22 protein-coding genes are annotated in these 23,742 nt (G+C 38.1%); 9 read left to right on the forward strand and 13 right to left on the reverse strand.

What is annotated here, in order from left to right:
- Nucleotides 1–59: 59 nt before the first annotated feature.
- The 3 genes from rny to tnpA all read left to right on the forward strand — a co-directional run bounded on the left by rny (nucleotide 60) and on the right by tnpA (nucleotide 2,797).
- Entirely contained in the window at nucleotides 60–1,637 is a 1,578-nt protein-coding gene (gene rny, locus G9H60_RS04285; protein WP_223142874.1) for a ribonuclease Y, read from the forward strand.
- A gap of 135 nt (nucleotides 1,638–1,772) precedes the next feature.
- Entirely contained in the window at nucleotides 1,773–2,201 is a 429-nt protein-coding gene (locus G9H60_RS04290) for a GNAT family N-acetyltransferase (RefSeq protein ID WP_223142875.1), read from the forward strand.
- Between the two features lie 200 nt (nucleotides 2,202–2,401).
- The gene (gene tnpA / locus G9H60_RS13620) at nucleotides 2,402–2,797 is read left to right on the forward strand and encodes an IS200/IS605 family transposase (protein ID WP_223142876.1); all 396 of its coding nucleotides are present in this window, start codon (nucleotides 2,402–2,404) and stop codon (nucleotides 2,795–2,797) included.
- Nucleotides 2,798–2,846: 49 nt separating this feature from the next.
- Here the strand turns inward: tnpA and bioB are convergent, their stop codons facing one another.
- From bioB to G9H60_RS04310, 3 genes are all read right to left on the reverse strand, one after another.
- Nucleotides 2,847–3,866, reverse strand: coding sequence for a biotin synthase BioB (gene bioB, locus G9H60_RS04300; protein ID WP_223142877.1), 1,020 nt, complete (start codon nucleotides 3,864–3,866; stop codon nucleotides 2,847–2,849).
- Between the two features lie 49 nt (nucleotides 3,867–3,915).
- Nucleotides 3,916–5,691, reverse strand: coding sequence for a signal peptide peptidase SppA (gene sppA / locus G9H60_RS04305; RefSeq protein WP_223142878.1), 1,776 nt, complete (start codon nucleotides 5,689–5,691; stop codon nucleotides 3,916–3,918).
- 94 nt (nucleotides 5,692–5,785) lie between these two features.
- Entirely contained in the window at nucleotides 5,786–6,403 is a 618-nt protein-coding gene (locus tag G9H60_RS04310) for an inorganic pyrophosphatase (RefSeq protein WP_223142879.1), read from the reverse strand.
- 156 nt (nucleotides 6,404–6,559) lie between these two features.
- On the opposite strand from G9H60_RS04310, the gene def reads away from it, so the two are divergent.
- The 3 genes from def to G9H60_RS04325 all read left to right on the forward strand — a co-directional run bounded on the left by def (nucleotide 6,560) and on the right by G9H60_RS04325 (nucleotide 10,156).
- Nucleotides 6,560–7,132, forward strand: coding sequence for a peptide deformylase (gene def / locus G9H60_RS04315; protein ID WP_223142880.1), 573 nt, complete (start codon nucleotides 6,560–6,562; stop codon nucleotides 7,130–7,132).
- Between the two features lie 6 nt (nucleotides 7,133–7,138).
- Nucleotides 7,139–9,574: a phenylalanine--tRNA ligase subunit beta gene (gene pheT, locus G9H60_RS04320; RefSeq protein WP_223142881.1), complete on the forward strand. Its 2,436-nt coding sequence runs from the start codon at nucleotides 7,139–7,141 to the stop codon at nucleotides 9,572–9,574.
- 171 nt (nucleotides 9,575–9,745) lie between these two features.
- Nucleotides 9,746–10,156, forward strand: a complete 411-nt coding sequence (locus G9H60_RS04325) for a hypothetical protein (protein ID WP_223142882.1) — start codon at nucleotides 9,746–9,748, stop codon at nucleotides 10,154–10,156.
- A 53-nt stretch (nucleotides 10,157–10,209) separates the two neighbouring features.
- On the opposite strand, the gene ffh is transcribed toward G9H60_RS04325, so the two are convergent.
- Nucleotides 10,210–11,544, reverse strand: coding sequence for a signal recognition particle protein (gene ffh, locus G9H60_RS04330; RefSeq protein WP_109322127.1), 1,335 nt, complete (start codon nucleotides 11,542–11,544; stop codon nucleotides 10,210–10,212).
- Nucleotides 11,545–11,598: 54 nt separating this feature from the next.
- Nucleotides 11,599–12,432, reverse strand: a complete 834-nt coding sequence (purU, locus tag G9H60_RS04335; RefSeq protein WP_223142883.1) for a formyltetrahydrofolate deformylase — start codon at nucleotides 12,430–12,432, stop codon at nucleotides 11,599–11,601.
- 137 nt (nucleotides 12,433–12,569) lie between these two features.
- Between purU and G9H60_RS04340 the strand changes: the two genes are divergently transcribed.
- Entirely contained in the window at nucleotides 12,570–13,802 is a 1,233-nt protein-coding gene (locus tag G9H60_RS04340) for an isocitrate dehydrogenase (NADP(+)) (RefSeq protein WP_130924559.1), read from the forward strand.
- Between the two features lie 70 nt (nucleotides 13,803–13,872).
- On the opposite strand, the gene G9H60_RS04345 is transcribed toward G9H60_RS04340, so the two are convergent.
- The 5 genes from G9H60_RS04345 to G9H60_RS04365 all read right to left on the reverse strand — a co-directional run bounded on the left by G9H60_RS04345 (nucleotide 13,873) and on the right by G9H60_RS04365 (nucleotide 18,284).
- Nucleotides 13,873–16,005, reverse strand: a complete 2,133-nt coding sequence (locus G9H60_RS04345; protein ID WP_223142884.1) for a sialate O-acetylesterase — start codon at nucleotides 16,003–16,005, stop codon at nucleotides 13,873–13,875.
- 116 nt (nucleotides 16,006–16,121) lie between these two features.
- Nucleotides 16,122–16,565, reverse strand: a complete 444-nt coding sequence (gene rplI / locus G9H60_RS04350) for a 50S ribosomal protein L9 (protein ID WP_223142885.1) — start codon at nucleotides 16,563–16,565, stop codon at nucleotides 16,122–16,124.
- Between the two features lie 38 nt (nucleotides 16,566–16,603).
- The gene (gene rpsR / locus G9H60_RS04355; protein ID WP_109322123.1) at nucleotides 16,604–16,855 is read right to left on the reverse strand and encodes a 30S ribosomal protein S18; all 252 of its coding nucleotides are present in this window, start codon (nucleotides 16,853–16,855) and stop codon (nucleotides 16,604–16,606) included.
- Between the two features lies 1 nt (nucleotide 16,856).
- Nucleotides 16,857–17,219, reverse strand: a complete 363-nt coding sequence (gene rpsF / locus G9H60_RS04360; RefSeq protein ID WP_109322122.1) for a 30S ribosomal protein S6 — start codon at nucleotides 17,217–17,219, stop codon at nucleotides 16,857–16,859.
- An 87-nt stretch (nucleotides 17,220–17,306) separates the two neighbouring features.
- Nucleotides 17,307–18,284, reverse strand: a complete 978-nt coding sequence (locus tag G9H60_RS04365) for a hypothetical protein (protein ID WP_223142886.1) — start codon at nucleotides 18,282–18,284, stop codon at nucleotides 17,307–17,309.
- Nucleotides 18,285–18,395: 111 nt separating this feature from the next.
- Between G9H60_RS04365 and G9H60_RS04370 the strand changes: the two genes are divergently transcribed.
- Nucleotides 18,396–19,073: a YggS family pyridoxal phosphate-dependent enzyme gene (locus G9H60_RS04370; RefSeq protein ID WP_223142887.1), complete on the forward strand. Its 678-nt coding sequence runs from the start codon at nucleotides 18,396–18,398 to the stop codon at nucleotides 19,071–19,073.
- Here the strand turns inward: G9H60_RS04370 and G9H60_RS04375 are convergent.
- Together G9H60_RS04375 and greA are read right to left on the reverse strand one after the other, a co-directional pair.
- On the reverse strand, nucleotides 19,047–21,080 hold the full coding sequence (locus tag G9H60_RS04375) for a BatA domain-containing protein (protein WP_223142888.1): 2,034 nt from the start codon (nucleotides 21,078–21,080) through the stop codon (nucleotides 19,047–19,049). The two genes, G9H60_RS04370 and G9H60_RS04375, sit on opposite strands and share 27 nt — an antisense overlap.
- Before the next feature lie 64 nt (nucleotides 21,081–21,144).
- On the reverse strand, nucleotides 21,145–21,618 hold the full coding sequence (greA, locus tag G9H60_RS04380) for a transcription elongation factor GreA (protein ID WP_223142889.1): 474 nt from the start codon (nucleotides 21,616–21,618) through the stop codon (nucleotides 21,145–21,147).
- Nucleotides 21,619–21,830: 212 nt separating this feature from the next.
- Between greA and fmt the strand changes: the two genes are divergently transcribed.
- On the forward strand, nucleotides 21,831–22,748 hold the full coding sequence (fmt, locus tag G9H60_RS04385; RefSeq protein ID WP_223142890.1) for a methionyl-tRNA formyltransferase: 918 nt from the start codon (nucleotides 21,831–21,833) through the stop codon (nucleotides 22,746–22,748).
- Between the two features lies 1 nt (nucleotide 22,749).
- Here fmt and G9H60_RS04390 read toward each other — a convergent pair whose 3' ends face one another.
- Nucleotides 22,750–23,736: a M15 family metallopeptidase gene (locus G9H60_RS04390; RefSeq protein ID WP_223142891.1), complete on the reverse strand. Its 987-nt coding sequence runs from the start codon at nucleotides 23,734–23,736 to the stop codon at nucleotides 22,750–22,752.
- Between the last annotated feature and the right edge of the window lie 6 nt (nucleotides 23,737–23,742).

Raw genomic sequence — 23,742 nt, forward strand, 5'->3', positions numbered from 1 at the left:
AATCCCCTTTTTCTTGATTCAGTAAAGCCGGAACCAACGTAAATAAACCCACAGGTTCCATGATAATAGAAATAGTAATAGCCATCGTTTGTTTAGCAGGTGGTGTATTTACTGGAAAATTTTTCTTTTCCAAGGTAAATAAAAACATAGAGGAGGATGCTAAAAGAAAGGCAGACGATATCCTTAAAAATGCAGAAATCTCTGCTGAAAACCTCAAGAAAGACCGTATGTTAGAAGCTAAGGAAAACTTCCTTCGCTTGCGTGCTGAATTTGAAGAAGACACTCAAAACAAAAAAGGTATTTTGGTTGAAAACGATCAAAAATTACGCGAGAAAGAGCGTCAATTAGCTCAGCAACAAGAACAACAAAGACAGGCTGATCAGGAGTTACAATCTCAGAAACAGAGCTTGCAATCAAAAGAAGAAAATTACCGCAAGAAATTAGAAGATGTAGAAAGAAAGCGGGTTGAAGCGGAGGCTATGTTGGCGAATCAGATTAGTCAATTGGAAAAAATTGCTGGTTTATCAGCAGATGAGGCGCGTCAACAAATCATGGATGCTTTAAAAGCGGAGGCAGAAAGCAAGGCAAGTTCTTTAGTAAAACAAGCCATTGAAGAAGCTAAACTAACTGCTACGAAAGAAGCCAAAAAGGTTGTAATTGAAACCATTCAACGTACAGCAGCTGAAAATGCCATTGAAAACTGTGTCTCTGTTTTCAATATTGAGTCGGATGATGTAAAAGGAAAAATCATTGGTCGTGAGGGTAGAAATATCCGAGCTTTAGAAGCAGCCACTGGAGTGGAGTTCATTGTTGATGATACCCCTGAGGCGATTATCATTTCGGGCTTTGATCCTGTACGTAGAGAGATTGCGCGTTTATCTTTACACCGTTTGGTACAAGATGGTCGTATTCACCCTGCACGTATTGAAGAAGTAGTCAATAAGACCAAAAAGAATATTGAAGATGAAATCATTGAGATTGGAGAAAAAACAGTGATTGATTTGGGAATACATGGATTGCATCCAGAGTTAATCAAAATGATTGGTCGTATGCGTTTCCGTTCCTCTTATGGTCAAAACCTATTGCAACACTCTCGTGAAGTAGCCAAATTATGTGCTACTATGGCTGCTGAATTAGGCTTAAATGCGAAGTTGGCTAAGCGCGCAGGTTTACTGCACGATATTGGTAAAGTTTGGCATGAAGAACCTGAATTGCCTCACGCCTTGTTGGGTATGGAGTTAGCTCAGAAATACAAGGAGCATCCAGAAGTTTGCAATGCCATAGGTGCCCACCACGATGAGATTGAAATGACTTCGATGATATCGCCTATCATACAAGTTTGCGACGCCATATCAGGTTCTAGACCAGGAGCTCGTCGGGAAATGATGGAGTCTTACATGAAGCGTTTACGTGACTTAGAGGCATTGGCCACTTCCTTTGATGGGGTTCAGAAATGCTATGCCATTCAAGCCGGACGTGAATTACGTATTATGGTAGACTCAGAAAATGTAAGTGATGAGAAAGCATCTAATTTATCTTTTGATATCTCTCAAAAAATAGAAAAGGAAATGCAATATCCAGGACAAATAAAGGTAACGGTTATACGTGAAATGCGTGCCGTCAATTTTGCAAAGTAATAATATCAAAGGATTGATTATTTCATTATAATATCAATTTGGTGATTGATTTATTAACTGGATTCGAGTAGTTTTACCCAACGCTGTCAAGGTTTAAAACCTTGACAGCGTTCAATTTTTATCCCATTTTTGAACATGGAAATTCGAAGTCCACAAAATCCGGAAGAATGGGAAGCTTATTTTCAGCTTCGCTTCAAGGTTTTACGTGAACCTTGGAATCAATCTCCTGGATCCGAACATCTTCCAGATGATCAAGCTGCCATCCATGTTTTTGCCATTGAAAACAATCAAGTAATAGGAGTAGCTAGAATGCATGAATCTAATCCCCTACAAGGACAAGTTAGATGCGTGGCAGTAGATCATGCTCATCAAGGAAAAGGAATAGGTAAACTTATTATGGAATACCTTGAAAAGGTAGGAAAAGAAAATCATTGGCACGAAATTATACTGGAGGCTAGAGAGAATGCTGTTCCCTTCTACACCAATTTAGGTTATATTATAGAAAAAGAATCATATCTCTTATTTGGGGAAATTCAGCACTATACCATGAAGAAGATCTTGTAAAATAAGTTACTTTATCTAACTCATTTGCATTGAATTAATCCATTATATTTTCTCTCCTTTTTACCAAGATCAACATCGGTTAACCACTTCAGCAAGTTGATAATTTGGTAGTATAATTTCTTTACTATATCACTTTATCAAAAAGTAGATTGTATCACTTCCGGAAATTCTAGAATTTGAATTCCTTCAATTTCTAGAATATGGCACACTCATTGGTACAAATAAATTTACATGTAATATGGACAACTAGAAATAGGAAACCATTCATTTCACCCGAGATAAAAGCCCCTCTTTTTAAACACATAGAACAAGAGTTGGAAAAAATGGATTGTCGACTTATCATCATCAATTCCATGCCAGATCGCATTCATTGTTTAATTTCAATTTGTTCGACAAAATCGATATCATTCATTATCAAACAGATTAAAGGGAGCAGTTCAAGGTATATAAATTTAGCGCATTCTCTTCCCAATAAACTTGAATGGCAAATTGGATATGCTGCATTTTCAGTCTCAAAATTGGCTTTAAAAAAGGTCTATAATTATATCAAGTTTATACATGAAAACCATGGATTTAAATCCATGGTAGACTCATAAAAAAAGGCCGGGATTTAAATCCCGGCCCTCCAAAAACAATTTCCTAGTCTCAATGAGAATGTTCCAAACCTTGAGCACTTGGTATCTGATTAAATTCAATACCCTGTTTCTTCGCATCCTTAAAGGCCTCCTTTGGTTTAATATTCAATATCTGGAATAATTCAGCATCTGACTTTGCATCAGGATTAGGGGTAGTCAATAATACATCTCCTGAAAATATAGAATTCGCCCCAGCCATGAAACAAAATGCCTGACCTTCATAATTCAATTCCAATCGACCAGCAGATAAACGAACTGCCGAACGAGGCATCATGATTCTAGCGGTCGCAATAACGCGAACTAATTCCCAAACCGATGCTGTCTTTTGGTTTTCAAATGGAGTACCTTCTACAGGTACTAAATTATTTACAGGGACAGATTCAGGATGCTCTGGCAAATTCGCTAAGGTCAACAACATACCAATACGATCATCAACACTTTCACCCATACCAATAATTCCCCCTGAACAAACTGATATTTTCGCTTTACGAACATTTCCTAAGGTTTCTAAACGATCATCATAAGTTCTTGTAGAAATCACATCATCATAATACTCCTCACTCGTATCTATATTATGGTTATAAGCATATAAACCAGCCTCTTTCAATCGCTCAGCTTGTTGTTCGCTCAACATGCCTAAGGTGCAACAAACTTCCATTCCCAGGGAATTTACTCCCTTCACCATGTCTATCACTTTATCAAAATCAGAATTATCTCTCACTTCTCTCCATGCTGCACCCATACAAAAACGTGAACTTCCATTTTCTTTGGCACGTAAAGCAGCTTCAATCACCTCATTATAAGGCAACAACTTATGTACTTTGACATTGGTATGGTAACGAGCTGCCTGTGAACAATAGGAACAATCTTCCGGGCAACCACCTGTTTTAATGGATAACAAAGTACTTATTTGTACTTCATTCGGGTCATGAAATTGACGATGCACCGTTGCCGCTTGATATACCAAGTCTAAAAATGGCTGATTAAAAATGGCCTCCACTTCGGCACGGGTCCAATTATTACGAATCATAATTCAAATTTTACTCAAAGATACTTTGAAAATCTTTTAACACGAAACTCTATTCCAATTCCATCATATAAGGCATCATCGCCAAAAATCCTTCACGCTTCTTCAATCGATCTAATTCAAATACCGATTTTGCCCAAGGTAAATTGGATTTTGCCCAACGCATTTCCATTGTCTCCGCTGAAGTTGCTGACTCTAACAAAGTATCAAAAAACGATTTCGCTTTGGGATAAACTGCCACCTTATATTCTCCTGACTTTAATTTTGATTTTTGGGCAGCTAATTCAATCGCCTTATCCAATCCACCCAACTCGTCCACTAAACCTATTTTCTTGGCCTGTTCTCCTGTCCAAACACGACCACCTGCAATAGATTTCAATTTTTCCAAAGACATTTTTCTACCTGCAGCAGCTTTGCTCGTAAAGCTTTCATATCCTTCATTCACCATATTTTGAATAATGGATTTTTCAAAATCAGTTAATCTACCAGCAGAATTTAAGAAATGAGAATGTTCATGGGTATTCACATGATCTTGAGTTATTCCCAACTTATTCTTAAAGAAATTGTCCAAATTCAACCATTGTGCAAATATTCCGATAGATCCAGTTATGGTTGTTGGTTGAGCCACAATCGCATCTGCACCCATGGCCATATAATATCCACCAGATGCGGCATAATTCGACATAGACGCAATCACAGGTTTTACCTTTTTAGCCAACAAAATTTCCCTCCACATGATATCGGAAGCTAATGAAGATCCTCCGGGAGAGTCAATGCGTAAAACGATGGCTTTCACCGATGAATTATCTCTCAATTTGCGAAGCTCCTTGACAAAATCATCTGACCCAATGGAACCTTCACCACCACGGGTTCCTACTATCTCCCCCTCTGCCACTAATATGGCTATTTTCTTCGTGCCTTCTACTTCTGGAATTGGGTTTTTAGCATGCAAATAGTCCGACAATTTCACCATGGTCAACTTATCTTTTTCCCCAATTTTTACTGCTTTCTTTAAAAGTGACTCAAATTGGTCCCAATAGCTCAACTTCAACATACCCAACTTCTCTGCATTGTGAGGATTCATGGCTTGCAAACTATCCGCAATTCGATCCAAACGAGGTACAGAAATACCTTTACTTTGAGAAATCTTATTGAAAATTACTTGATTGATGGAACGTATAAACGACAAGCTTTGCTCCTTATTTTCTGGACTCATATCTTCCCGAATAAATGGCTCAACGGCTGATTTATAGGTTCCAACTCGAAATACCATCGGTTCTATTTCCAACTTATCGAAAGCCTTTTTGTAGAACATATATTGAACCGAAATTCCATTAAAATCCAATAAACCGGCTGGATTTAAATACAATTGGTTGGATACAGAAGCTAAATAATAGGCCTTTTCAGAGTAGGAATTTGAATAAGCATAAACAAATTTGCCCGACTTCTTGAATTTTTCTAGGGCATCACGTATTTCCGACAACTGAGCATATCCCGCTATTGGAAAACTAACATCTAAGTAGACTCCTTTGATTTTATCATCGACACGAGCTCTTTCTAAAGCAGAAATAATCTGAATAAGCCCAATTTTTTCTGTACTAGAAAAAAATGGATTGGGAAAATCAGAAAATGGATTATCCTCATTCGAAGCATTCTCCCCCATCGGACGATTTAAGTCCAATTTCAATATGGAGTTTTCCTTTAGCTCATATTCTGAGTCGGATGAACTCATGGCCGAACCAATCCCTGCCACTAGAATAATACTTACCAGTAGAAACAAAAACATTCCTACTATAGTCGCCAGTGTGTATTTAACAAATTGCCACATATCTATTTATTTTTTTGCGAATTTGATGTCAATACATAACAATCCATCACAAAATATGTTCAAAGGAAAAATCAAACAAACAACGGAGAAATGACTATCCGAAGTTTTTTCGATAATCTTCTCTTGATTGACGAATCACCTCATGTGCTACCTCTCTACCATATACATCATCAATGTCAACCGCTAAAGAACTCGTCTCACCTGGTAACATTTTATAGGTCCAAAAATAATGTCTCAAACGCTGAACGATATCTTTGGGTGCATCAGAAATATCCCTCCATTTACCATAAATAGGGTCGTCCTTTAAAACGGCAATGATTTTATCATCTGCCTCTCCTTTATCAATCATCCGAATTCCTCCAATGGGAATTGCTTGACATAAAATATCACCGTGGGTGATAGCTCTTTCAGATAACACACATATATCTAATGGATCACCGTCTCCTTGTAAAATTTCTTTTCCAGAGTATTTTCGGGCCAACTCCGCAATTCCTTCTGCACAATAAGTTTGAGGTAAAAAGCCATATAAGGCTGGCACTATATTAGAAAACTTTTGAGGACGATCAATCTTCAAATAGCCTGTTTGCTTGTCAATTTCATATTTAACGGTGTCCGTCGGCACGATTTCAATAAAAGCCGTCACCAATTCAGGCATTTGATCACCAATTTGAATTCCGTGCCAAGGGTGTGCTTTAAAGAAGTTTCTATTCATGGTATTTTTTCTGGGTTAAATTGCTACTCAGGTTTTATTCCTGCAAAATTACAAAAAATATGCTGAAATCAGTCTTGTTTAGACATTCCAAAGCACAAAGGTTTAGCGGGCATTCCATTTAATTTAGTTAAATTCGTAGTTTGAATTCCATTGACCATGATATACCCCATCATACCTTACGGTGACCCTGTCTTAAGGAAGATAGCCAAAGACATTGAACCAAGCAGTATTGATTTAATCACTCTAGCCGAAGACATGTTTGAAACCATGTATGCAGCTAGTGGCGTAGGATTAGCTGCTCCTCAAATTGGCAAAGATATCCGCTTATTTGTGGTGGATGGTCGCCCTATGAATGAAGGCGAAGAGGAGGAGGATATTGATACCTCATTAATTGATTTCAAAAAAGTATTTGTCAATCCAACAATCATCGATGAAACTGGGGAGGAATGGGGTTTCGAAGAAGGTTGCCTTTCTATTCCAGGCATTCGAGGAGAAGTATGGCGACCAGAATATGTCAAAATTCATTATTACACCGAACATTGGGAGGAAAAAGAGGAAGTATTTGAAGGCTTAGCCGCCCGAATCATTCAACATGAATATGACCATATCGAAGGCATACTTTTTACAGACCATTTAAATGTGGTCAAAAAGCGCCTTATCAAAAATAAATTAACGGATATCACCCGCGGAAAAGTTTCTGTGGATTATAAAATGAAATTCCCTAGGTAATTAAATATGAAGATTTCAACAACTTGGCTTAACGATTTTATAGACTTAACTAAACTTCCTCAGCAAGGTAGTCCAGAAGAATTGGATGTTCTATTGACCAATACAGGATTAGAAGTTGAAGGCATTGAAGCGCATGATCAAATCCCTGGTGGACTAAAAGGCTTTGTAGTGGGTGAAGTAATCAGCTGTGAAAAATTCCAAGTCAAAGAAAAAACATTAAGTGCTACTACCGTAGATGTAGGTCAAGTTGAATTACTTCAAATTGTTTGCGGTGCTGCCAACGTGGCCCAAGGCCAAAAAGTAATTGTTGCTACACCTGGTACTACTTTGTTTGATAAAGAAGGTAAGCCTGTTTTTACCATTGAAAAAAGAAAAGTATACGGACAAGTTTCCGAGGGGATGATTTGTGCCGAAGATGAAATCGGTATTGGCGATTCGCATGATGGTATTTTGGTTTTAGAAACTCAACTAGCCAATGGTACACCTGCTACTACCTATTTCAATATTCAATCAGATTTAGTGTTAGAAATTGGACTTACTCCTAACCGTGCAGATGCCGCTTCGCACTGGGGTGTAGCCAGAGATATTCGTGCCGTCAGTGGACTTGACATCCAATTACCCGATGTTAGCAAATTTAAGGAAGGGGCAAATACTTTTCCTATTCATGTTCAAATTGAAGACGAAGGTTGTACCCGTTTTTGTGGTATTAGTTTGGATCAAGTCAAGGTTGGTCCATCTCCAGAATGGTTGAAAGATCGCTTGTTGGCAATCGGTTTGCGCCCTATCAATAACATTGTCGACATCACCAATTTCATTTGTCATGGCTTAGGACAACCTATGCATGCCTATGATTGGGAACAAATTAAAGGTCAACAATTAATTGTAAAGTCTTTAGCGGCAGGAACGTCCTTCACTACTTTAGATGGTATTGAGCGTAAACTAGATGGAGAAGAAATCATGATTTGTGATGCTTCTGGACCAATTGGCTTAGCCGGAATCATGGGTGGAGCTAACTCCAGCATACAAGATAGCACCACTCGTGTGTTTTTGGAAGTAGCACATTTTAGACCCGAGCGCATCCGTAAATCCTCCCAAGTTCATGGCTTAAAAACAGATGCCTCATTCCGTTTTGAACGTGGGACCGACATTGAAGCTAAATTATTGGCTTTACAATATGCCGCTATCTTGATTCAAGAATTGGCCGGCGGGGAAGTTGCTTCTCAGTTGCTGGATTACTATCCCAACAAACCAGATTTAGCCCATATCGAGATGACTTATGAGCGTATTCATTCCATTATGGGGATTGAATTAGCGCCTGAACGTATCCAAGAGATTTTGGTTGCTTTGGATTTTGAATTAAAAAATATCAGTTCCACTGGTTTCACCGCAATAGCTCCTGCTTATCGAGTAGATGTAACGAGAGAAGCGGATGTTATTGAAGAGATTTTGAGAATTCACGGCTTAGACAATATTCCATTGTCAGAGCATTTGAGTGCTCATTTCATATCCGAATTTCCAGCACTGGATAAAGAGAAAGTCCAGCAAACCATTGGACATCAATTGGCTGCCAAAGGATTCCAAGAGATCATAAGCAATTCCTTAACCAAAGCAGAGTTTCACACTTGGATTGAAAAAGATTTAAGTTTTGAGTCTGTAGAGATATTAAATAAACTTTCTGAGGATTTAGGTGTAATGCGCCAGCACATGGTATTCCATGGATTAGAAGCCCTGGCACATAATATCAACCGCCGCCAGAAGGATTTGAAATTAGTAGAGTTTGGCAAAACCTACCATAAAAAAGGAACCAAATACATTGAAAAGCGACATGCTGCACTTTATACCACAGGTTTATGGCAAGGAGAAACATGGGATCAAGCTCCTCAAAAAACACAGTTATATCATTTATTTCAAGTGTGTAAGGCTGTGATGCAACACTTAGGCAACAAACCATTTGATACTGAAGTCATTGAAGGATCATCCGTTTTTGCCTATGGATTACGCATCTCCGTTCAAAAGAAAGCTTGCCTAGAATTGGGTATGATTCATCCGAATTTAGCCGAGAAATTTGACGTCAAACAAGATGTTTTCATGGCAGATTTTGATTGGGATTATTGGGTAAAACAAGAGAAGACAGATTTTGTCTACCAAGAAATTGCTAAGTTCCCAGAAGTTCGCCGTGATCTTTCTTTGGTGATTAACAAAGAGGTGAGTTTTCAAGCGATCCAACGAGTAGCCGAGCAAACGGAAAAAAATATCTTGAAACAAGTCGCCTTATTTGATGTCTATGAGGGCAAAAATCTAGGCGAAGGCAAGAAATCCTATTCCATAAGTTTCATCTTGCAAGATGATAACCAAACCTTGACCGACAAAGTGATTGACTCCACCATGGAGCGATTCATTCAGCGTTTTGAAAAGGAATTAGGAGCCATCATTCGGAAGTAATTCTAAATTTAGTTTGTATTAGATTATAAGTTTACTGATAAAAATTTATCAGTAAACTTATAATTATGATATCCCCTGTTCTTCCAATAATAAAATCCATATTTTGGCAGTATGTATGAATGTCCCTTTTTGCTAGGGTATTCTCTCATGCTGACAAAAACCATTAATACTTTGAATACGATTCTTTATTTACACAAAGTACCTGCCTACTTTACCCATATCATTCCAACCAAATTGGAAGTTGACGGTGTTATTTTTCCGCTAAGAGATGAGATTTCCTTGTGGAGCATATCCAAAGGCTATGGCCACTACAAATTTCGATTGGTTTTCTTTGGACTAATTAAATCAAAAGCTTTAATTATATCAGCAAATAAACCTTTCATACACTTGAAAGTGGTATTAATTCGGTATAAAATTCCTCGTTTTACATTAAGTATGATGGCCGTATGTTTTCCATTAGTTTATAAAATCAATTCCAAAGTCATGGCCTACGCTTTTCTAATTATTTCACCTATTACCTACATGTTGGATGCATTAACACATCTTGTCGAAATCAAAGAAACTAATCCACCTTCAAGATAAACCAACAAAAAAGGGAGCCTAAGCTCCCTTTCTCTATATCATCATAGTAAAGCTTAACGCTTCATCATATTAGCCATATTCGGCATTTTCATCTTGCCATCCTGCACCTTGTTCATCATACGCATCATCTTACGCATATCTTCAAATTGCTTCAACAGATTATTCACTTGTTGAATCGAAGTTCCTGAACCCACCGCAATACGATTTTTACGTGAAGGGTTCAAAATATCTGGGTTTTGACGCTCTTTCAAAGTCATGGATTGAATAATAGCTTCAATAGGCTTGAATGAATCATTGGAAATATCGACATCCTTCACTGCTTGTCCCATGCCCGGTACCATGCCCATCAAATCCTTGATATTTCCCATCTTCTTGATTTGTTGCAACTGCGCATAAAAATCTTCAAACGAGAAATTATTTTGACGAATCTTCTTGTTCAATCGAGCAGCTTCATCCTCATCAAATGCCTGCTGTGCTCTTTCTACCAAGGAAAGTACGTCACCCATACCCAAAATACGGTTAGCCATACGATCAGGATAAAACTGATCCAAGGCTTCCATCTTTTCTCCGGTAGAGATAAACTTGATTGGCTTTTCTACGACTTGACGAATAGACAAGGCCGCACCACCTCGGGAATCACCATCCAATTTGGTCAACACTACCCCATCAAAATCCAAACGATCATTGAAGGTTTTAGCTGTATTGACCGCATCTTGACCCGTCATGGAATCTACCACAAACAAAATCTCCGTTGGCTTAATCGCTGCTTTTACCGCTGCAATTTCATTCATCATGGCTTCATCCACGGCCAAACGACCGGCGGTATCTACTATCACGACTTTCTTACCCATCTTACGGGCATATGACAAAGCATTCTCTGCGATGCTAACAGCATTTTTATTCTCAGGTTCTGCATATACCTCAACCCCAACCTGCTCACCCAACACTTTCAATTGATCAATCGCCGCAGGACGGTAAATATCACAGGCAACTAATAAAACTTGACGACCTCCTTTTTTAATGTATTGTGCTAATTTTCCAGAGAAAGTCGTTTTTCCTGAACCTTGAAGACCAGCAATCAATACTACTGAAGGATCACCCTTTAGATTGATTTCTTGTTTTTGCCCACCCATCAATTGAGTCAACTCCTCGTGCACAATCTTCACCAACAATTGACCCGGTTCTACCGAAATCAAAATCTTTTGCCCCAAAGCCTGCTCTTTAATTCGATCAGTAATTTCCTTGGCAACTTTATAGTTCACGTCGGCATCCATCAAGGCTCTTCTAATTTCCTTAACTGTTGCCGCTACATTAACATCCGTAATTCGACCATTCCCCTTTAGGGTACGCATGGCAGAGTTTAACTTCGAACTTAAATTCTCAAACATAATTTTGAATCGATTAAAAAAAGGGAATGCAATTTACGCTTTTTCAAGCAAAAATTATTCAAAAAGTATAGTCTTGTTTTGATGAATAAACACTCTGTCTTCCAAAACTAAACGCAAAGCCTTGGCTAAGACAATTTTTTCTACATCTTTCCCTGCCTTGGACATATCCTTGGCCGAATAAGTATGATTTACAGGGACAATTTCCTGGCAAATAATTGGGCCCTCATCTAAATCATCCGTCACAAAATGGGCAGTTGCTCCAATGATCTTCACACCTCGATTAAATGCCTGTTGGTATGGTCGAGCCCCAATAAAAGCGGGTAAAAAGGAATGATGAATGTTAATCAGTTTCCCGATATACTTCAACGAAAACTGAGGAGTTAAAATGCGCATGTATTTGGCCAAAACTATCAAATCAGGTTGGTAATGAGCAATTTGCTGATTCAACAATACTTCATGTGCCTCCCTATCCAAACCTTCGGCTGATATACAATGAAATGGTACATGAAATTGTTGGCATAATGAACCTAAATCATCATGATTTCCAATGACGGCTTCCACTTTAAAATTCAGATCTTGGTATTGATACTTGATCAATAATTCCCCTAAACAATGGTGTTCTTTGGTCACTAAAATAAGCACCCGCTTTTGCTTGGGCGGAATTATTTCAACTTCAGCTTGTTCAGGTAACAAAGCAAGCAATTGGTTTTGAACCAAGTTTAAATCACAAGGTCCCGTAAAAGAAATACGCATGAAAAAACGATCCGACTCCTCATCTACAAACTCATTGGTTTGAGTTACATTGACCAATTGTTCGAATAAGATGCCCGTGATTTTATGGACCAAACCCTTCTCATCCTTACACGCAATTTTAATAATCGTCTCCATGAAAAATTTATTCGTAAATTCTTCAAATTTAGGCTGAAATAATGGAGTAAAAAAGATTTAGTCTTTACCTTTGCAGGATTATCAAGACGTGGTCTGGTAATTTTGTGAAAGTACTCATCATTTACTTGTATTAAACAATGGAAAAAATTAAAGTAGCTAACCCTGTCGTAGAATTGGACGGCGATGAAATGACCCGAATCATTTGGAAATTCATCAAGGATAAATTGATCTTACCTTATTTAGATGTAGATATTAAATACTATGACTTAGGTGTAGAATACCGTGATGAAACCAATGACCAAGTAACGATTGAGGCTGCTGAGGCAATCAAGAAATATGGTGTAGGTATCAAATGTGCGACCATCACTCCAGATGAAGCTCGTGTAACGGAATTTGATTTAAAACAAATGTGGAAGTCGCCAAATGGTACTATCCGCAATATCTTGGATGGAACTGTATTTAGAGAGCCTATCGTTTGTGCTAACGTACCTCGTTTAGTACCTAACTGGACTGCTCCTATCATGATTGGTCGTCACGCTTTTGGAGATCAATACCGTGCAACTGACTTTGTAACCAAAGGAAAAGGTAAATTAACAGTAACATTCACTCCAGAAGATGGCGGTGATGCACAGACTTTTGAAGTATACAACTTTAAAGGTGATGGTGTAGCATTAACTATGTACAATACAGATGAGTCTATCCGTGGATTTGCACACTCATGCTTTAATATGGCTTTGAGCAAAGGATGGCCTCTATATTTATCTACGAAAAACACCATTTTGAAAAAATACGATGGCCGTTTCAAAGATATCTTCGAAGAAATCTTCCAAGCAGATTACAAAGCACAATTCGATGCCAAAGGTATCGTATACGAGCACCGTCTTATTGATGACATGGTAGCTTCTGCTTTAAAATGGAATGGTAATTTTGTTTGGGCATGTAAAAACTACGATGGCGACGTTCAGTCGGACACAGTTGCTCAAGGTTTTGGTTCATTAGGATTAATGACCTCTGTTTTGATTACTCCAGATGGTAAAGTCATGGAAGCAGAAGCTGCTCACGGAACAGTGACTCGTCACTATCGTGATCACCAAGCTGGAAAACCAACTTCTACTAACCCAATCGCATCGATCTTTGCTTGGACTCGTGGTTTAGAATTCCGCGGTAAATTGGATAACAATCAAGCCTTGATTAATTTCTGCCAAACTTTAGAAAAAGTGTGCGTTGAAACAGTTGAGTCTGGAAAAATGACGAAAGATTTAGCGGTTTGTATCCATGGAAACAAAGTTCAACATGGCGAACACTACTTATACACAGAAGAATTCTTAACTGCTTTAGATGAAAATTTAAAAGCGGCTTTAGGAAAATAATTCTGCTAGCTTAAGACAAATCAAAAGCCCTTCGATATTTCGAGGGGCTTTTTTTTATGAAGCAATTAAATTACTTAACCACAATCAGGCCTTTGGTAAATACCAGCCCTTCTGATTTTAAGACCAATTGATATTTACCTGAATGAATGCCCGTCAAGTTCATGGAATAGACACCATCCTGGCTGATTTTGCCTTGTAAAGCTAAGCGCCCATCAATCGTGTATAAATAATATTCCGCTCCTGCTAAAGTGGCTATACTTTCGATGCTAATGTTATCTATAGCTGGATTTGGGAATACAGAAAGGCCTCCGTCTGACGGCAAGGTATAATCGAATTCAACCTTAGGACTTACACAAGTCAAGGTATTACTATATTTTTTAGCCAATTGAAGGCTATATTTCCCAGAAGACTTCAGTCGCAATAATCCTGATTTTTCTGCCAAAAGGCTTCCATTTTTTTCCCAAGAATAACCCAAATTGGCATCCAAATCCGTACTAGTTGCCTTCAACATGTAAGAACCCAATAAACCAATAGTAGCTATTGGCAATGGCTTGGATTGAACTTGAACTTTGCTGGAATATTCGGAACTACAACCATCTCCATCATAGGCTTTAACTTGATAAAATCCTGAATTCTTTACGACTAAGCTATTTGCTTGAATACCATTTGACCAGGTAAAACTTGAGCTTGAACCTTGTACCCTTAATTCAACGGATTTGCCTTCACAAAATAGTGTATCTCCAAGCACTTGAATACTCGGTTTAGAAGGCTGAGACAAAGCTCTAAACGATAAACTAGGAATACTAAACTGATTACCCAAATCATCTTCCAAGGTAGCTGAATAAGTACCAGAAGGCAACAATTGCTTTTTCAAGAGATTCCCCACAATCACAGAGGAAGTATTCAACCAATTGACCTTTTTATAAGAAGTTGTTAGATCCAGCGATAATTCATTATTGGGACCACAGGCCACTTGAATACTTGGCATAGATTTAGACGATATGGGAAATTTAATGGCGTCCAACTGACTGGATATTTTTTGAAACCACAAATCGGCTAAGGTTACATAAGCTCCTCTAGAAAAATGAATACAATCAGATTTTCGCGGAATTTCTACGTTTTCGGTATTGGGGCCGGAGTATAAAAATGGAATACCACTGGAAGTAACCATATCCTTTTGAACTTGTAAAATACCTGCATCCCAAATAGTAGGTGTACAAGTACCATCAGACAATTGAACTGACACGGAAGTAGCTTCTGATATCAACCAAGGCACATCCAAGCCGGTATGCTTTCTTAAATTATTAATTAATTCAATGAAATAATTTTTATAATCGGCTGCTGGGGTTTTATGGTAAGCATCATTTTCCCCTTGATGCCAAAGTATGGCTCTAACGCCATTCTTTTGGCCGTAAATTTCCACAGTTCTTTTCAAATTAGCATAGGGAAATCCCTTGGGATAATAGACACTGGGGGCCCATTGGTTAGCCGTTTGAACACCCCTTGAAGATTCGGCCCAGTTTTTAATTCCTGTACCCACCCAAGCTGTGTTGTAAAAACACACTGGGACATTGTATTTCTTTACCAATGAGTCGCCTAAAATAGGCCAATAAAAATTGGATAGTCCCATGGGGCCAATCGTTACAGTTGAATCAATCTTCCGGAATTCCGTCATTGGAAAATCCAAATTATGCTCTCCTATGTACTTATTATTGGGACTTGGATTATACTCTTTGAAAAAATTATAAAAATTGGCGGCAATTACCCGATCATCTATAGCTTGGGTGTCATTTGGCTTACGGAAAGTCCCTTCGGCATTGGATTGGCCTGAAATGATAAAATTTTCACCTACCCCCACACGTCCTAAACTTGTACTGTCCTTTACCTGTTGATTCAAGACGGTTCTTATTTGCAATTGATACCAACCACCTTTGGCTACAATATTTCCTTGGTAAATACCTCCTTTAGGTTTTAAGTCTAAGGTAAACCAATCAAGCATTTGCCCCTGCCCTACTTGTATAGGAACTAATTTAGCCTGAACATAATCAATGTTGCCTGAATAATTTCCCAAAACGGAAAATGTCGCTTCATTATTATTATTTCGCTGAAAGACTTGTCGGAAATAAGGATAAGAAATACTGACTTGCGCTTGAGCAGCTTGAACGAATAGGCCAATAACTAAGATCAGTAGACTTTTCTTCATAAGGGAATATTAGATTACTAATTTAGGGATATATTCCAAAATTTGCACCCTCATAAAACAAGAAAGTCGTACCAGATTGTATCTGATACGACTTTCCACTAATTTCTCTTTATTTCTTATTCAGAAACAACCGAGAAAGTTACTTTATGCTTCACTTCTTTATGTAAATCCAAAGTAGCTGCGTAATCACCGATGGTTTTTACTTCGCTATCGAATGAGATTTTCTTACGATCTACATCGAATCCTTTTTCTTTCAACATTTCTGAGATTTGAAGACTAGTTACGCGACCAAAGATTTTACCGCTATCACCTGTTTTGGCAACAATCGTTAAATTCATGTCACCAATAGCAGCAGCTAAATCAGCAGCATCTTGACGAATTTTTTCCACTTTGTGTGCCGCTTGCTTGATATTTTCAGCCAAGACTTTGCGGTTGGACGGTGTTGCCATCATAGCAAAACCTTGTGGAATTAGGTAGTTACGACCATAACCTGGTTTCACAACCACGACATCGTTCTTGTAGCCTAATCCAGCAATATCCGTTTTTAATATTATTTCCATTTTTGTATAAAATCAAATGTTATTAGGATGTACCTGGTCTATTTTAAACCGTCAGCTACATATGGCATTAAGGCCAAGTGACGAGATCTTTTTACTGCTTGCGCAACTTTACGTTGAAATTTCAACGAAGTACCAGTAATACGACGAGGCAAGATTTTTCCTTGCTCGTTCACTAACTTTAATAAGTAATCTGGATTTTTAAAATCAATGTATTTAATACCCGATTTCTTAAATCGGCAATATTTTTTACGATTACTATTTTTATCTACAGGTTCGTTTACAAGTGTCATCTTATGCTTCTGTTTTTTCTGGTTTTCTACCTACTAAACCTTTTCTCTTTTTCTCATTATACGCAACTGCGTGCTTGTCTAAGGCTAATGTTAAGAAGCGAATAACCTTCTCATCACGCTTGTATTCAAGTTCAAGCTTAGCAATTAATGCTGGTGCCGCTAAAAATTCAAAAATCTGGTAATAACCTGTGTGCTTGTTCTGGATTGGATAAGCTAACTTACGTAAGCCCCATGCATCTTCGTGAACGATTTGTGCACCGTTATCTACCAACACTTTCTTGAATTTTTCAACGGCGTCCTTTGTCTGTTGCTCAGACAAAACGGGAGTTAAAATGAACACCGTCTCATAGTTTTTTAATTCCATAAAAAATTGTTGTTAGTAAAAAATTAAAATTGGACTGCAAAAGTATCAAAAATACTTCACAATCAAAAACTTGTATGAAAAAATTGATTAGCGAACTTCGAAAGAACCGAGTCCAATTAAGAAACCTTCCGCATAGAGCTCAATTTCATGCTTCCCCTCTCTGTAAGGAACAGACCGGGCATAAATGAATTCTACCGACTGGTGATTATTTTCATAAAAAATACGTTGCTTGGCAGTATAGGAAAGCTCTTTCCCTTTGAAAGTAAAACTACCTGAACCCAAAGAATAATCCGATAAGGTTTGACCCGTTGGTTCTATGATCCGCAAATAAATGGTCTTAACTTCTTTTGAGGCTAAAGGATTCTCTTGTAAATGGAAAATCACTCGAATCTTGTCAATTTTCTTGGATTTATGTATCCCCACTTCCTTTCCTCTAGAAGAAATGGCGTAAACATTTACCCCTTCTGCTCGCATGGCTGCTGCCACAGAAACCTTTTCTACCAATTCTTGATTTCTAACTTCCAAAATCCGTGAACGCTCATTCAACTCTCTTTGCTTCAAACCAAATGTCTCTGAAGAATCCTTTAAAGCTTTCTGAACATTGGATAATCCATCCTGTAATAATTTAGCCTCTCGACTCAAAGAATCATTTCGCGCTAATAAAAAGGTATTCTCTCTTCTTAATTTCTTGATTTCTTGGTCTTTCAATCCCAATAAACGCAAATAATAGGCCAATTTCTGCTTAAAATCTGCTTCATTCATTTTAGGATTTTCTGCCAATTCCTTCTTATCCCCCAATATTTGTTCCCGAGCTATTTCTAACTCACTCACTCGACCACCTAATTTCTTGATTTGAACCATGCGCAATTGCAATTGCTTGGAAATTGAATCCAGCTGTTCACTAGCACTTTCTGCAAACTTTTCTTCTGTTTTACCTAAAGAAAAAAGCTGAATTTGATAATGCTCACACACCCAAAGCCCGCTCATTAAAAGAAGAAGCAAAGAAAGCACTCCAATAATTCGCTGCTGACTCTTTTCCTTGGAACTCATAGTATTTGACTCCATGTTCAAATTTTTCTGGTAAGAGTTGATGAATATCAAACTCCTAGAATCAAAAATAATAAATTAATTTTACTTTTATTTTTTTCTTCATTCAATCTTTCACAAATTTCCATCATGTCCATCGCACAACATATTTCAGACATTCAAGCCCAATTGAAATCTAGTTCTGCGAAACTCATTGCAGTAACCAAAACCCGTAGCATCGATGAGCTGAGAGCCACTTATGATGCTGGAATACTCGATTTTGGGGAAAATCGTGTTCAAGAAATGGTGGAAAAGCAAAGTCAATTACCTACCGATATCCGTTGGCATCAAATAGGTCACTTACAAACGAATAAAGTAAAATATATTGCCCCATTCGTTCATTTGATTCATTCCGTTGATTCTTTTCGCCTTTTAAAAGAGATTGATACGCAAGGAAAAAAGCATGGACGCTGTATTCCTTGTCTTTTTCAAATGTATATTGCTCAAGAGGAAAGCAAGTTTGGACTAGATAAAGAGGAATTATTGACCATATTGGCTAGTCCTGAATTTGCGGAATTAAGCCATATCAAAATATTGGGTTTGATGGGGATGGCTAGTTTTACTGACAATGAAGCCCAAGTAGCTGCTGAATTTCAAACATTACATGATATATTTATTGACCTTCAAACCAAGCAGACAGGCTATGAAACGGGCTTGGTGGAATGGAAAGAATTATCCATGGGTATGTCAGGAGATTACCTCTTAGCAGCCCATTTAGGCTCTACCATGGTACGTGTGGGTTCAGCGATTTACGGAGCCCGTTCTTGAAGAACGGCTATTCCACAGCACTAAGGCCATTTCTACGAAAAAGAAAAATAAAGCTAAAGCAAAACAATGCATTGCCCAGCTCGTCTGCGGATTATCCTCTCCAAGGCCATCTGGGAGATCTTGACTAATGCTTACTTGCTTTTGACCAGCATAATACTCTTCCAATTCCTTCTTCGAATAGGTCGCCAATTCACTAAATTCTTTGGGATAATTTAAGGCGAAAGTAGCCATGGTTTTTCCTCCCACTTGGGCATCAATAAAACCATTTGCCCCCGACCTAAGATCTTGCATCATTGCCTGTGGAATGCGACATATCCAAGATTTCCCCAACCAATTTTGTTCAGGAATATAGGATTTCCCTTGTTTCTGCCAATACAACAAGCTTTTCTCTACAGATTGAAATACAAAATCAGCACTTGCTTTAATTTCTATTCCTTTAGAATTTATACGTTGATGCAATACAGGACTTAGGCCACTAGATAAAACCATTTCATGCCAAACGGGCAAAAATAAGCCATGCCGATTAAATCCATCTTGAGGTGATAATACCTGGGAAGAAAACAAAAATACGCTTCCTTGACCTACACTTATTTTCTCTAAAAATGGTTTAGCGTTCATCCAGGAAATGAGTGTTCCCTTTCCTGGATTCCATTCCCATAAAGGCTTAGATGTCCATAATTTAGAGGCCTTATCCAAGGATTTTTTGGCTAAAATCGCTTGAAAAAACGATTGACTTGATGATACTTGTTGAACAGGTAATTCCGAAGTGGAAGTTTGAGCAATCTGCTTACCAGTACCCGATAAAAAACGATTTAAATCTTGCAGAATAGCATCATTAGGCACCTGATTGGGAATTATTGCTAAAGAATGCCCTTGGCTGACCCAGGTATTCAATGCTTTCCAATCCGTAGCTGTCCTATTTTCAATACCCACCAAACACACAAAAGCATCCTCTGGCAAATGCCCTGGTAATATTTCCGAAGCCTGAATGGATTTGAATTCAAAAAACTCTTCTTTCTCAAATACCTTCTCTAAATTTTGAGCATTCCCTACCACATAAATTTTGCGTGGGGCAGAGCTTTGCAACAAAAAATAAAAACTATTATCAAAAGCCACGGGATCATCCGACATCAATTTTGCCTTGTATACCCCCGATTTAGCCAAAGAAAATGAAAACTTAAGTTCCGTAGAAGCCGATGGTTCCAAGTTGACAGACTGGGTCGCCATCATGAAATCATTCAAATAGAGAGAAACTTGTCTTTTATTCGCCGTTTTAGTTCCACCATTTTTCATGCGAACTATAAGGTCATAACTGGTATTAGGGCGAATGAATTTATTGGACAAATAAACACTATCGACGAAAACATTATCCGAATGTAGGGCAGCGAAAGGTTGTAAAATATAACTCCCCTGATTGGGGAAAATGGGTAAAGCTTTGTTCTTAGGAAAATCGGAAAACCAATAAAGCATTGGTTCTTGCTGATTCTCCTCCGCTATTTGCTGAGCATGTTTTACTAGGTTCAATGCCTTTACTGGCTCCAAACCAGGTCCTCTTTGGTTCCATTGTTCCTTAATTTTAGGCCATGGTTTAGGTTCAAAATCTTGACTTTCAAAATCATTGAAAAATACATGAGCTTGACCATTTGGACTAGTCGGCAAACTGCTAGATTTAGCTAAAAATGACTTTCTAGCGGCTAAAACTTGAGTCGGACTATTATCTATATAAAGGATTAAATTAGACTTTGAAGACCTATTGAACGAGATCGGTCCTAGTGGATTGGCAAAACCTAAAATCAAAAAAAACAAACTTATCAAACGAGCCAACAATAGCCAGATTTTCTGAATTTGTTTTAAACCTTTTCCTTCTTGGTGAATCTTTTCTAACCAACTTAAATCCGAATAATATAAAACCTTGGCTGCCTTTCTATGGTAAAAATGCATCCAAAGCGGTATGATTAATCCCAATAAGGCCCATAAATACATGGGGTGGGCAAAATGAATATTCATATCCTCTAAAATACAAAAAATCCCAATCGATTGATTGGGATTTCAAGTTTTGAATGTGATTATATTAACGGGTAATTGAAATAATTTCGAATTCCAATTTACCTGCTGGTGCTTGAATCTCGGCTAAATCTCCCACTTTTTTTCCTAACAAACCTTTTCCAAATGGTGATGATGCGGAAATTTTACCGGCTCTCAAATCTGCTTCCTCTTCAGATACAATGGTATAAGTTACCACAGCACCTGATTTTGTATTTTTAATTTGAACTATCGAATAGATTGACACCTTGGATAAATCAATGGTCGATTCATCAAGCACACGCGCATTGGCAACAATCTCTTCCATTTTAGAAATTTTTAACTCTAAAAGTCCTTGAGCATCTTTTGCGGCATCGTATTCAGCATTTTCACTTAAATCACCTTTATCACGCGCTTCAGCAATTTGCTTAGCCATATCCGATCTACCTTGAATCTTTAGGTGATGCAATTCAGCCTTTAACTTGTCTAGGGCCTCTGCGGTGTAATATTGTAACTTTGCCATATGCTTTATTAATTATACAGGGTGATAAAAACAAAATAGAACGGCCTCCGACCGTTCTACTTAATTTATTCGTAGTTTTGCTTCGGATTCGTTCCTAAAATAAATATTTTATAAATAACACGTAATTCGGTTTATTTTGCCCTGCAAAGGTAATTAAAAAGCTGAGAGATTCCCAAATCATTTCGAATATCCGAATTATTGATCATTTACTTATGCGCATTGTATTTTTTGGTACTCCTGATTTTGCGGTTGCAAGCCTAGAAGCTTTAATTGAGGCTAATTTTTCGGTGGTAGCCGTGGTAACAGCTCCCGATAAACCCGCAGGAAGAGGCCAGCAAATTCAAGCTTCTCCCGTAAAAATATTTGCAGAAAGTAAAAATTTACCTGTCTTACAACCGCTCAAATTAAAGGACCCTGAATTTCTAGAAGAGCTAAAATCATACCAAGCTGACCTACAGGTTATTGTAGCATTTCGTATGCTACCTGAAGCTGTTTGGAATATGCCCCCTTTAGGCACTTTCAACCTACATGCTTCTCTTTTACCTAATTATCGAGGGGCTGCTCCTATTCACTGGGCAGTTATAAATGGAGAAACCGAAACCGGGGTTACTACCTTTTTCTTGCAACATGAAATAGACACCGGTGATTTATTGTTTCAAGAAAAGGAAGCGATTTCCTCCACTGATACCACTGGCGAACTTTACGAGCGTTTGATGAAAAAAGGAGCTAAGCTCGTCGTAAAAACAGCTAAAGCTATTCAGGAAAATAATTATCAGCCCAAACCTCAAATCCTGACTGGCGATATGAAGCCTGCTCCCAAATTACATCGAGCAACAGGTGAAGTACATTGGTCTAAAAAAGGACAAGAAATCGTTAATTTGGTGCGTGGCATGCATCCATTTCCTGGATCACATACCCAGTTTCAAGGAAAGAATTGCAAACTAATTCAGATCGCATTTCACCCAGAAATTATCCCTGATTTAGGAATTGGTGTTTGGGATTCAGATCAAAAGACATTTTTGCGCGTAGGCTGCTCCGATGGCTACATTCAGATTTTGGAATGGCAAATGGAAGGTAAAAAGCGCATGAAAATAGCCGATTTTCTACGTGGCTATTCTTTCACATTTTAGCTTATCGCTGCCAAATACCCAAAGGAAAAAAATATCCATTACTCCCGCGCTGCACATAGGCCCATTGATCCTTTAAATTCACGTGAATTCTGGGTTTGGGATTTTGTTGATAGCTATTCATCCAAAATTGCGCACTAATAGGAATGGGTTGAGCTTTATCACAAAGACAAGGCTGACCTAAACGAAATTCATTCATAGCTTCCAATAAATCTCGGGTATCTTGAACTAAATCTTCTCGGCCTATTTGAGCCTTTTGAACATAAATCTGTTCATAATTACTTTTAAAATGCTCGAATTCAAATGCCAAATTAGGATGTTGACGAAGTAATTCTGCTGAATTTTTAAAAGCCTGAATATGGCCTAGGTCAGGAAATCCAACAAAATCACCTCCCCAAAAAAGACCTTGATCTTTGGCAATGGCCCCCATTTTGTCGTACATCAAACCTCTTTTCAAATAGCGCTTTTTTCGGTAGATGGCTACATCGGCAGCTAAACTAAAATTGTGCATGGACAAGGCTATCTTAGATCGACCACGCTTTTGCAGGGATAATTGCTGTTTCAAGGAGCGTGTCTCTGAGGAATAGCGCATGGCATAATGCCTAAATTTGAATTTTGCCTGCAAACTATCCTTTAATGATTTAAATAAGCGGATATCGTCTTCCAATTCCAATGCCCAAAATGCCGTAAGGTCGGGTTTATCAATCAGAATACGTTGGGCTAAATATTCATCCACCGATTCATTCATTCGAAAAGTACTATCCGACTGAAAAGTCTTTTCTGTTCTAAGACCTTGACTATCTTCAAGTATAAGCGTTAAACTTTGATGTGGTTCTAGTTCTGTCAGGCTATCTTGCTGGGCAAACATCCAAACCAAATCCTTCCATTGAAGGCTATCCAATCGACTTACTTGACAAGTTCTTACAACAGATTGCGAATAGGATGCGCAAGAAATAACACTCAGAAATACGAGAATTAGCGCTTTACGCATGAAAAT

The organism is Aquirufa aurantiipilula, from assembly GCF_019923745.1.
GTDB lineage: Bacteria > Bacteroidota > Bacteroidia > Cytophagales > Spirosomataceae > Aquirufa > Aquirufa aurantiipilula.